We start from the raw sequence: 11,616 nt of genomic DNA on the forward strand, positions 1-11,616 counted from the left end.
CTATGATGAAAGTACTATATATGGCAATGGCGGTGGCGCTGTCTTGTGTGGTGCCCGCGCATAGCATGTCCATGCAGGAATTACAAAACACGAGTCGCTTTGAAATGATTCATGGCTTTGGTGAAAGTGGTAATGGTGATGGCACCTTTATAGATAAGGACTCCATCAAGGCCTCTAACGGACTGAATGGAACTAAGCAAATTGCCCTCACACAGTATGTGCTCATGCCTGCTGGAGATATAATTCAGGAAAAACAAGTTCTTTACACTTTTAATACAAAGCAGTCCTTTGCCAATTTAATTAAGAAATTGGATGCCCATCAATTAGCATCGTATAAAGATCTATGGTTGTCTAAACAAAAGAATGCAGGAGTTTCATCTAGTATTACTGATTTTAAAGAGTATCATATAGATGGAAACCGATATGATACACAAAGCGAAGCACGAGATAGACGGATGGCAACGGCCCCTGTAGACTTTGGCTTTGCAGGATATCTCTTGGCAAACCGTCTGTATGAACGTGTATATGGCGTACAATTTGATGATGTAGTTGCGAAATAGGAGGCGCTTATTATGGCAAGTACAGTTATCTTACGAGACATGAAATTTTAAGCTTACAACGGACAGAAATCCTTGAGTTAGAAGAACCGTTCTTCATTGGGAAAGTTGGTTCCTCTACGATGCTTAATGATGAGTGAATGTATTATGATGTATTTGGCACCTCGCTTCGGCCGTATGACTGCGCATTCCATCGTTTACCGTACATGCATGAAAGCCTATGAAGAAGAAGCCCAAATGAAAGATGCTTTGATGGCTGAGCCAGAATTTACTGAAGCTTTCACAGAAGACGAAATCGACTATATGCTAGATCCTCATAACTACCTTGGACTAGCCGTTCAATTTGCGGACCGGGTACTACAAAAATATAAATAAATCACTATCCTATGAATACTAAAAAGCCCGTCTTAAGACGGGCGTTTCTTATATATTTATCCATATATTTCTCTTATTACTTCCTTGATCCATCGTATATTAGTTCGTTCTATAATAGGCTTAGGATAGTTAGACGAGGTTGGGCCTCTCTTCGTCATCGAAGGGAGGGATAAGCCTATGAGTGTTTATGAAATAATCATGCTCTTATTACAGGTAATAACTGTCGTTATTGCCTTTGGGGCATTAATAGCTCTTGTTTGTCTCACAAAAGACAAATAGCCCTTCATTTCTACTATACACAAAACTTATACATACTAAAATATAAAATTATTAATAATAGGCAAAGTCTTGTCTAGAGTAATCAAACATTTGTGACAAATACTTATGCCTTTTGATTCATAAAGTACTCTGTTATAACTTGGTTTGGTGATTTAAAGTTTAAGACTTTTTGTGCAATGTTATTATATCTATTAGCATATCGACTATGTGCTTTTAGAAAACTCTCCATACTATTAAACTTACGAGAATAAAATCTTTCACTATCAATTCGATGACTGCGCTCTACCTTTCCATTCTGCCACGGAGAAAATGGTCTTGTCGTTTTATGCTCTATTCCTAATCTTTTTAATACAATATCAAATAAACACTCTCGATCTTTTACTCCATAGTTTGTAAATTCACGACCATTATCTGTTTGTATTGTATGAATAGGAAATCCCATTTTGGCTTCTAAATTTAATAAGAAGCGACTTGTATTAGTAACACTTTTTTCATCTATAATTTTTAGAATTCTCTTTCTAGAAAACTCATCAATAGCTGTAAGTTGATAGTAAGATTTTCCTTGTGTTGAAAAGGCTAAACTCTCGCGAGGTACGTATTTTATATCAATCTGAACCTTTTCTCCTGGATATGTTATTATATCCGGTTTCCACTTGCTTTTAGGAACAGATTTAACAACCTTTTTCTCTTTAATATGACACCTGATTTGTCGGCACATAGAGCCATATGAGCGTTTATAACCACGCTTTTTTGCCTCAACATATACTTGAGACAGCCCTTCATGTTTAAACTTAGAATGCATACGCTTGATAAGTGCTAGTTCTTCCTCAGTGTGTTGATTAGGATGAGAATGTGGTTTACGACTATACAATCGAAGTGAATCAATAGTCCCGTCGAAACGCTTCACCCAACGTTGTACTTGTTGTCTACTAGTATGATAGCGACGTGCAGCTTCAGCATTATTTCCATACTTTATAGCATATTCACATACTCGTTTACGAAATCTTAATTCTTCAGTTATAATAGAATGCATGAGAAGGAACTCCTTTTGTTGTAATGTTTGGATTAAGCAACTTCATTATAACAGAGTTCCTTCTCATTTTTTATTCACTTGTCACAAATGTATTATACTCTTACAAAATTATTAATAATAGGCAAAGTCTTGTTTGCATAGTATACTTATGCTAACAAGGTTGTGCTTATTTTGTTGTAATGTGAGAGAAAAAGAGAAGGGTTTATGTTACGTAAAAGTATAATTATGATGTTACTAGCAACTGCTTTCACCATAAATGTAAGTGCTGTACAGATCGAAGTACCAGCCGGACAGCCGCCTATGCCAGGGGCAGATGCGAGCATTCCTGCTAATGCGTATGAGAATTATCGGGCCGATAGCTTGAGTAATGTAGGGGCTAGTGATGTTATAAAGTTACATTCTGAATCTAAGAAGCGTATGGAAATGTATATAACTGACTGGGGACTAACACGAGATGAAGTCAATCAGATAGCAAGCGATTCTGAAAAGCTGATAGATTTAATTGTTAATGAGACTGCAGTTGTGTTGTTGCATGATGATCGTAATAACATCCGAGCATCTGTCCCTGGACTACTATTAGTAAGTAAATATTACCCAAAACGCAGTGATGGTGAACGTTTATCTATTGTAAGAGAGAATTCCATATTTTTTGCGATCGGTACGAAACCAAATTATGATGATGCATTAGGTAAACTAAAATCAGAGCGAAAAGGGGAGTTCATATATCCTGGTATTTCACATGGTAAATGGGCTATTGATACAGAATCTTTTGGTGAGAATACGCCTGCTATGGTTGCTGTAGTTGGTTTAGATAATCAACCAAATCAAGAATATATGATAGGCCTTAGCTACAAAAATCAGCCTGTTACCAATAAGATCGAGCGCGTTATGAGTAATTATGTAATTCCATCGATTCGTTCTTTAGATGACTTGGATCATTATAGTGAAAGTATCAGCTGGGATAATCTCATGTATCGCATTCCTAAAGGGCTTAAACTAACAGCACAGAAGTCATTAAAGGACTCTGCTAAAATAAGGGACTATCGTGGATTGGGGATGCAACTTGTTGTGGCCAAGGAACCTGTAAAAGTAGATGATAAATATATTTACTCTTTTATTAATGAAATTTCGGAGGTAAAGCCAGAAAGTCAAATTATAGGTGATGCACCTATTCAGTCAGCATCTGTTTGGAATAATGGTGTGCCTAGTCTTTTGGTAGATAACTATCAACCAGGTAAAAAATCTTTAATGTATCGATTCTTACGCGATGACAAGAATATATACATTATGAGTTTAGTTTATACCGACGGGGCTGTGCCATATTCTCATATTCAGCTGCGTAATACAGTAGAATATTCTGACTTTGCAAATATTGAAACATTGAGGAATAAAGTAATCCGCATGCAAAGTCGAGAAAAGATGTAATACAGTTGTGTGTATATAGTTTGTAAATTTTAAGAGAGTTTTAGTGTAAAATTGAAAGTAAGTTACATACTATTGTGTCCGTATGAGAGGAGACCCTTATGTCTAAAAAGAAGATTATCATTGCCGTACTTGTAGCCATTGTGGCTATTGCTCTAGGTTGGTATTTCTTGTACTTCACGAAAACCCCTGTGTATTCCTTGAATCTTGCTCGTGAAGCCGTAGAAAAACACGATGTGAATGCTTTCAAAAAACATGTTGATGTAGATTCTATCATCGGTTCAGGCTATGATGATGTTGTAGCTATGCAATTGGAAGACCCTGAAATTAAGAATAATCCGCTTAAAGGCCTTGCTGAGGTGATGTTCCAAGGTTTGAAACCTAAGATTGTGCCTATTTTGAGTAATGAAATTTACAGTGCCATTGCAAAGCAACCTGAAAGTTCAGACCAAAATGCTCGCGAAAAACAAGCCGCTGATGACATGAAAGAAAAAACAGGTATTAAAGATCTTGAGTTCAAAAGCATTGGTTCTGCCACTGTTGATGGTAATAGCGCCGTTGTGCCTGTTACATTTAACTCTAAAGAACTTAACCAAGACGTAACGTTTAACCTTGCTATGAAAAAACTTGATGATGGCACATGGCAAGCCGTTAAAATCAACAACTTTAAAGAATTCCTTGCCCTTGTAGAACAACATGAAAAACAAGGTAAGGCAAAATAAGAATACGCGTTATATTAGGTAATTTGAAATAGCTACATAAAACTAAATAGAATACAAACAGCCAGTACTGTGATTACGGTACTGGCTGTTTTGTTTGTGTATCTTAAGATAGTAGATTAGTTGTATTTAGTTTTCTAGTTAGCGATTCTCTGGAAACACAACATGTTGCTGTAGTTTAAATTCAGGATTATTCGTAGAATCAAAGAACTCAATCATATTCCGTAATTTTTGGACTTCATCAGCACTTAAAAATTTTGGATAAAAGATGATATAGATAAAATGATAGGTACCATCATAGGATTCAAAGTTTAGGATGTGATTATCCCTATACGGTTCATAGCTGTGTATGGAGAGCCCAGGAATATTGTTATTCCATACAACAGAGTAATTTATATAATCTGGTGTTGGGTGGTACCGGTACATATCCCAGAATGAACGTAACTCTCTGTTAAAATTGTAATGACCATTAATAATAGGATTGCCAGCATACGGATTCTTAGCGGGATTGATAGTAGAAATGAAAAAGGTTATGGTGCCCTTTTTGTAATATCTAATATCTTGATATTCGTCCTTGCTTTCACCATCGAATATGGCATCCTTAGGTACGCGATACTGTATGCCGTTTAGATTTTCTATGCGTGAATATTCATTCAACTCATTGAGGTTTTTCATCGATGGAAGCACGTAATTGGCGAGTAGATTGTCAGTAGGCACCTTATTCAACACCGGTTTATTATCAAAATAGGCGATACCTGCGTGATATAGAGGATACCGTATGGCAAAGCCCATATGTTTAAAGTTGATGGTATCCACGGTCATCGTCGTTTTTTGACCATTTTTGAGGTAAGGCATTTTCATGCTGTCCCAAGTACTATAGGTAACGGTAGGATATGAAAATACAGTCGCCTTTATATCAGAAATATGCTTTTCTAGATTCTTCTTTGCTTTATCTTGTAAGAACTTACGAACGTCCTTGTCTGTTAGTTTTTCATAGGCAATTTTAGTGTTGCGCCAATCCTGATCTTTGTAATCTGCATAGTCGATTTCTAGATTAAGATTGCCATTATCAGTTATAACGCGATAATCCTCTATGGTGCGATCTGGATTTTTATACCGGCCAATATTATATTCGCTCTTTATGCCTGCTACGGGGAATGAAAGCCGGATTTGGCTGTATCGATTGTGAACGGAAATCACTGTATTGTGATAATGCTCGCCACGATATATGGAGGCCTCTTTGGCATAGGCTAGCTCATTTCTACTAATACCGTTGGCTTTATCGGTGCTCTTTAACGTTTCTACATAATTGGCCACATCCTGTTCAATGGTTTGGTTTGTGGCTTGATAATTTATATACGCATCCTTTGGAATTTTCGCATCCGCACCAGGAATATTGACGTCGATGGCCTCTGCTGGTGACAGTACAGTACTCATGATGAAAGCACCTATTAATAGTGGTAATTTTTGCATGGTAACCTCTCCTGGTTATATCATCTCTTTTATAGGAGCTATAACAATACATAGATTCTCTTTATTAAGTATAATTATATAACTTTCTCATAGTTTAAGCAGTAATGAGTTCTTATGTCATAATGCGCAAAATTTTACGCATACTTCCGTTTATACTAAAGGTGTAAATAGCGTTAGCTTTCATCGTGATTAGTAAGATAAAAGGGGGATGTCCTATGAATCAAGGTTTAGTGCGCCAAATTAATGATATCGTTAGACCCTATCGCAAAGCGCGGATGGGTATGCTCATCGTGATTAGTGATCCTGTTGGTCAACGTGGTCCGACGCCGCCGTTGACATGGCACTATATGATCGGTCGAAATTGGTATAAGCATACGATTCATGGCACGACGTCTGTGAATGGCGTACATGGACAGCAGCCTGTGGAGATGACCTTGTTTGCATGGCCTGAGGATAGGATTGTAGATTGGCACAGTGTGGGTGGTTGGCACACGCAGCAATATGGGTATTCTTGCGTGCTCTGTGTATCGCCTACGGGGCACACCAAGATGCTTCGGTATGATCATGGTAAGATGCGGTATGGCGATGATTTAGGACTTTGGGACCCTCAGCAGATTGAGACCTATGGCAGCACTGTTTTAGGTGAAAGCTATGCTTGTACGGGCATTGACGCTGATTATCGGCGTATGCAATTCCCTGAGTTTAATCGTCAAGATGGCACTCATTTTGGTGCTTTATCTGATTATATTGGCAGTGAATATATTTTACTATTCCCAAAAACGCGTATTGAGTTAGTACGTAGAGGAATATGGCGCCATTCAATTGAAGACCTCGCCAATATATGCAATGTACCAGTTGATATAGTGGAACAAACCTATCTCGATACGCCTGATGATCCAACGGAATATAGGGAAACCTTTTATGCTCTGTATGTGCGAAAATCAAGATTACAAGAAGTATTTGGCGTTTTTAAACGGATCCTTATGACTAGAGCAATTCCTTGGATGCTTTGCATCACACCAAGAGGGTATATGTATCATATTTCTCCATGTACTAATAGTGATACGGGGCTAACAACAAGCACCTCACCTAACATTGCATATGACCCACATGCCGATGAATTTTTGGCCCTTCTCGCTAAAGATAGATGGGAACTATGTGGTAACTATGGACTATTTTCACTCGATACATATAAATCATTTATGGAAACACAAGATTGTTACATCAAAACGATTGTGCCAGACCCAGAATTTACCTATTGTCCTCCATCAGTTTTGACCGTCATAGCAGGGCACAATATGATTCAGAACTTGCTGAAAACACCGTGCGTATGGGCATAAAAAGAGCATATATATCGTCAAATACGAATAAACCATAAAACAATAGGCACAGTGCTTCTTAGCATAGTATACTTATACTAAGAAGTATTGTGCTTATTTTATGTTGAGAGAAGAGGATAAAGTATGATGCGGCGTAGTTTATTTATGATGGCGATGGCAGTAGCTTTTACTATGAATGTTAATGCCGTAGAGATTGAGGTGCCGGCAGGACAACCTCCTGTACCTGGTGCAGACAGGAAAATTTCTGCAAATGCCTATGAAAATTATTCACATATCAATGAGCCGGCTGTTAAGGAGGTAGACGCATATGTGGCGTATGTTAAGTCTCATCCGAGAACCTCAGATTCATTGATAGCAAAAATTAATCAAGAGAAACCTGGATATGATAAAGCTGTTAGATTAGCAGAGTTTTCACAATCTACTGTTGTTTTGGTGCATGACAAAGCCAATGCGATTCGTTTCTCTGTGCCTGATGTTAGTATTCGAGGTGATGTAATTACGTCGAATACAGAAAAAGGACCATTATATGCTGTTCGGAGCCTTACTGGATTTTTGCTTGTAGGTCCTCCTCATAGTAAGCAAATAAAGGGTTATGAGCATGGAAAGTATACATATGACAATTTAAAACAGGCTTCTTGGAAACTTGTGTCGGATCCTAAAGAACATGTGATGTATACTGAATTCACTCCGTTTAATTCCAACCATACGTATGGCATTACATATGGCCGTTCTGTGACGAAGAATGATCCATTCCAAAATCAACCTGCTGAAGTAGTCATGAGCAATTATATTATTCCATCAATTGAATCGATTGCGGGATTAGATTCTTATTCTAAGACTGAAAGATGGGGTAATTTTACGTATCGTATTCCTAAAACTGCTAAATTGATCAGTCAAACTGTAGAAGAAGGTCGGTATGAGGTGCGAACCTATGAAGATAAGGGAATCACGATTCGTGTTATACGTCATATATTTAAGAAAGATCATATAGATCGTTCTAGCGCCACACCTCAAATACTGTGGTTTTTGGATAAATATGGCGACCTTGATTTACCTACCCAATATGCTACCGTATGGAACAACGGCTTGCCAGGATTCTTAATTGATCGTCAAATAAACAAAGGTAACTCATACTTGAGACACTATACAAAAGATTCAGTATATGCTTATAGTTATCGAATTCTTTATGATGAAAGTATATCCTCATATAATCATAAACAACTGAGAGATATAATAGAATATGTAGGCTTTGATAATACAAGCACACTTCAAAAGGAACCTCAATGGAGAGTACATAGAAACTATAAGAAGCAGTTAGAAGCAAATCCGGTCTATATTCCTTGGTATATGAAGAAAATAGCACTTTATAATCAGTAAGATTATATTAATTTATAGTTTTGAGAGACTAGGAGAGAATGATGAGAACAAAATTTATAGCATTTAGTTTATGTCTTGCTATATTACTGGCGGGTAATATGAGTTCTGTTGCTGATGCTAGCTGGCTGAGCAAAGCCATGGATCGTTTAGAAACAAGTAATGCTAAGCTTTCACCAAGTTGGCCAAAAGCGGAGCAGTATCGTCATTATAGACCCGGTCAGGTTATAGGGGCCTATTTGCCTGCTGAAGATATGAAAATTGCAGGTGTGTCCCTTGGTACATCTTTTGATGCAGTAAAGGCCAGTCTTGGTCAGCCGACTAGTGAAAAACGTGATGAGCTTACCTATGGAGGCATTAAGTTTGGACATTCCTTGATGCAAGATAGCAGACCTATCGTATGGTATATAACCGTAAGCAATCGCGATGCTGTAACTGCTCGAGGCATTGCCGTTGGCGACACCTTGAAAAAGGTTATGGACGTCTATGGACGCCCTGATGTTATCGACTTTAATAACCGGTGGTTCTATGGATATCTTAGATATAATAGCGATAACATTCGCGGTATATTCTTTGAACATAATGGTAGCAAGGTGACGAAGATTATCGTAAGCGATAATTGAGTAGGTGCTATTCCTACGGACGATATATAAAACAATAAATTGAAATTAATCGATGTATCTGCTACACTATACATATGAATAATGATTCTTAGTGTTATATGTAGATAAAGGAGTTCCTATGTTATTTGTAGAATATCCAAAATGCACAACGTGCAAAAAAGCAAAGAAGTTCTTAGATGATCATCACATTGAATATACGGACCGTGATATTAAATCTGAAAATCCTACAGCTGAGGAAATCGCTGCATGGTACCCTCAATCTGGTAAGGATTTGAAAGCGTTCTTTAACACGTCTGGCTTGATTTATCGTGAGCAACAATTAAAGGATAAGTTGCCAGGTCTTAGCGAAGAGGAAAAATTAGCTTTGTTGGCATCCAACGGTATGCTCGTAAAGCGTCCAATTTTGGTATTAGAAAATAAGGTATTAGTTGGCTTTAAAGAAAAAGAATGGATGGAAGCACTAAATTTGTAATTAGCTGAGTGACATCGCACCCCATATTCTGATTACTATTATAAACGGCTGTAATAGCATGCGCAGTAAATGCATGTTGTTACAGTCGTTTTTTGACAGCATATACAGTTTTTCAGTATACTAATAGATATTTCATTAGTTTTTCATTAATGAATCGTGAACGTAAGATATGAGAGAGTGTATATGCGATTTTTAGTGTATGTGTTGTGTGGGGTATTACTGGCTCCTACTGTGTGGGCCAGTGATACGGCGCCATCTACGAAAAATGGACAAGTGAATACTGAGGAATTTCATGTTTCGCCGGCCTATTTGCCGGATCATCAGATTGGTGAAAGTGGACCGTTGGTAATGGATACAACAGAGCGTAAAACGACGCGGTATTCTAATGTTGATGCGGTGAATTCCGCTATCAATGCAGTGGCTGTGTCCAATATCAACAATGATATGCATACCAATGGTAAAGCATGGATGAAACGAACCACCGTGGCGCTTAGCTTTCAGAAGGATTGGAAGCCCCTCTACAGCGCAGAAACGGTGCAGCCTATAGGCCATTATGACGACAAATCCCGCCAAGTTTGGTTTACCCAAGGTTCCGTGGCGCGCGCTGCGGACGTTGGTACGACCCTTAACAGCGGTTTTGGTTATCGCCGCATCAGCAGTGATGACCATCATTTGCATGGCGCGAACCTGTTTTATGACCACCGTTTCAAGGGCCAACATAGACGCATGAGTGCCGGTCTTGAATATCTTTCTGGTGAAAGCGAGTTCCGTTTCAACTATTATCGTGGTATGAGTGATGAACATATGGTCAATGGTGCATTGGAACGTATTACCGATGGCTATACCGTGTCCTATGGAAAAACCTTTAAAAATGCGCGCTGGGCTCGCATCTATGGAGAAGCCTATCATTGGACTCTGGACCGTAGCGCTGATAAAAACGGATTGCGACTTGGCACTGAACTGCAACTGACACCGCGCGTGTCCATTGATATGGGGTTCAATAAACCAGAACACTCTTCCGGTAACGCTTATGGTAAAATCATGTTCCGCCTTGCTGGTACCGATATGGCGTGGTACGGTGGAAAACACAAACTCGATACAGAATCTACAGTGCGATCTAAAATGCTTGAAACAGTGAGAAGAGATAATACGATCGTTGTGGAATAATAGAATGGGGCTGTAATTAACAGCCTCATTTTTAGACTCATCGGAAAATATCCGTGAATGTTATTAAAAAAGATATAAGTGCATAGAAGTACACAATTTAAAACGTTAAAAATATGCTATAATTAATATACTATTTATAATTTAGAGAGAGTGTTTATTATGCATATTACAAAGCCTCTACTATGGCTGTTAGAACCGTATATCGTATACAAAGCCTATTTGTGGGGGCTTCGTTTTTATTCGCATCCTGTGACTTGGGAAGGGGAACCCGATTGGTTTTCTTTGACACTAACCACATTGCTCGCCATTGATGCCATTGTATTGCCGTTATTACTGCTATACCTGCCTGCGTGCAATCCAGATAAGAACGTTCCACGATGGATTATAAAAATCGTCAATCCTCTAGATCGTTTTGTGGCTTGGGTTGAAAGTAAACAACTTGGGGCCGTATGGATGAAAATTATCGGTGCCTTATGGGCATTTTTTATATACCTCGTCCCTGTCTATATTGGTGGACAATTAGCTATGGCCATTGTTGTAGCTCTTATTTATGATGTACTCACCTGGGCAACCATGCAGGTATAATCGACTCATATATGGAATATGGTATTCCTTGCAAAACTATAAAAATAGAAAAGTCGCGACTAGTTAATTAGTTTCTAATCAACTAGTCGCGATTTTTTATTTATTAAACACTATTAGGTCCTTCTTAGAAATAGAACAGGCCTGTTTTAATTTGCAGAACCATATATAAGGCTCATTAGAAATAGAACAGGCCTGTT

12 protein-coding genes are annotated in these 11,616 nt (G+C 38.2%); 10 read left to right on the top strand and 2 right to left on the bottom strand.

Going from position 1 to position 11,616, the window contains the following annotated elements:
• The first annotated feature begins 2 nt into the window (after positions 1 to 2).
• Positions 3 to 560: a hypothetical protein gene (locus HMPREF1477_RS06500; RefSeq protein WP_232197169.1), complete on the top strand. Its 558-nt coding sequence runs from the start codon at positions 3 to 5 to the stop codon at positions 558 to 560.
• A gap of 126 nt (positions 561 to 686) precedes the next feature.
• Positions 687 to 932, top strand: a complete 246-nt coding sequence (locus HMPREF1477_RS06505; protein WP_071600942.1) for a hypothetical protein — start codon at positions 687 to 689, stop codon at positions 930 to 932.
• 382 nt (positions 933 to 1,314) lie between these two features.
• On the opposite strand, the gene HMPREF1477_RS06510 is transcribed toward HMPREF1477_RS06505, so the two are convergent.
• The gene (locus tag HMPREF1477_RS06510) at positions 1,315 to 2,244 is read right to left on the bottom strand and encodes an IS481 family transposase (protein WP_016475598.1); all 930 of its coding nucleotides are present in this window, start codon (positions 2,242 to 2,244) and stop codon (positions 1,315 to 1,317) included.
• 204 nt (positions 2,245 to 2,448) lie between these two features.
• Here HMPREF1477_RS06510 and HMPREF1477_RS06515 point away from each other — a divergent pair, with 204 nt between their 5' ends.
• Positions 2,449 to 3,669: a hypothetical protein gene (locus HMPREF1477_RS06515; RefSeq protein WP_016476289.1), complete on the top strand. Its 1,221-nt coding sequence runs from the start codon at positions 2,449 to 2,451 to the stop codon at positions 3,667 to 3,669.
• Between the two features lie 98 nt (positions 3,670 to 3,767).
• Complete coding sequence (locus HMPREF1477_RS06520; protein WP_016476290.1) at positions 3,768 to 4,388, top strand: hypothetical protein; 621 nt, start codon at positions 3,768 to 3,770, stop codon at positions 4,386 to 4,388.
• Positions 4,389 to 4,526: 138 nt separating this feature from the next.
• On the opposite strand, the gene HMPREF1477_RS06525 is transcribed toward HMPREF1477_RS06520, so the two are convergent.
• Positions 4,527 to 5,858, bottom strand: a complete 1,332-nt coding sequence (locus HMPREF1477_RS06525; RefSeq protein ID WP_016476291.1) for a hypothetical protein — start codon at positions 5,856 to 5,858, stop codon at positions 4,527 to 4,529.
• Between the two features lie 215 nt (positions 5,859 to 6,073).
• On the opposite strand from HMPREF1477_RS06525, the gene HMPREF1477_RS06530 reads away from it, so the two are divergent.
• From HMPREF1477_RS06530 to HMPREF1477_RS06555, 6 genes are all read left to right on the top strand, one after another.
• Positions 6,074 to 7,198 (top strand): hypothetical protein, encoded by a 1,125-nt coding sequence (locus tag HMPREF1477_RS06530; protein ID WP_016476292.1) that lies wholly within the window; start codon positions 6,074 to 6,076, stop codon positions 7,196 to 7,198.
• 123 nt (positions 7,199 to 7,321) lie between these two features.
• Positions 7,322 to 8,575, top strand: coding sequence for a hypothetical protein (locus HMPREF1477_RS06535; protein WP_016476293.1), 1,254 nt, complete (start codon positions 7,322 to 7,324; stop codon positions 8,573 to 8,575).
• 41 nt (positions 8,576 to 8,616) lie between these two features.
• Positions 8,617 to 9,195 (top strand): hypothetical protein, encoded by a 579-nt coding sequence (locus HMPREF1477_RS06540; protein ID WP_016476294.1) that lies wholly within the window; start codon positions 8,617 to 8,619, stop codon positions 9,193 to 9,195.
• A gap of 118 nt (positions 9,196 to 9,313) precedes the next feature.
• Complete coding sequence (locus HMPREF1477_RS06545; protein WP_016476295.1) at positions 9,314 to 9,667, top strand: Spx/MgsR family RNA polymerase-binding regulatory protein; 354 nt, start codon at positions 9,314 to 9,316, stop codon at positions 9,665 to 9,667.
• A gap of 183 nt (positions 9,668 to 9,850) precedes the next feature.
• Positions 9,851 to 10,834, top strand: coding sequence for an inverse autotransporter beta-barrel domain-containing protein (locus tag HMPREF1477_RS06550; RefSeq protein WP_016476296.1), 984 nt, complete (start codon positions 9,851 to 9,853; stop codon positions 10,832 to 10,834).
• Between the two features lie 159 nt (positions 10,835 to 10,993).
• Positions 10,994 to 11,419, top strand: coding sequence for a hypothetical protein (locus HMPREF1477_RS06555; RefSeq protein ID WP_016476297.1), 426 nt, complete (start codon positions 10,994 to 10,996; stop codon positions 11,417 to 11,419).
• Positions 11,420 to 11,616 lie beyond the last annotated feature (197 nt).

This window comes from Veillonella sp. HPA0037 (assembly GCF_000411535.1).
In the GTDB taxonomy this organism is placed as follows: Bacteria; Bacillota; Negativicutes; order Veillonellales; family Veillonellaceae; genus Veillonella; species Veillonella atypica.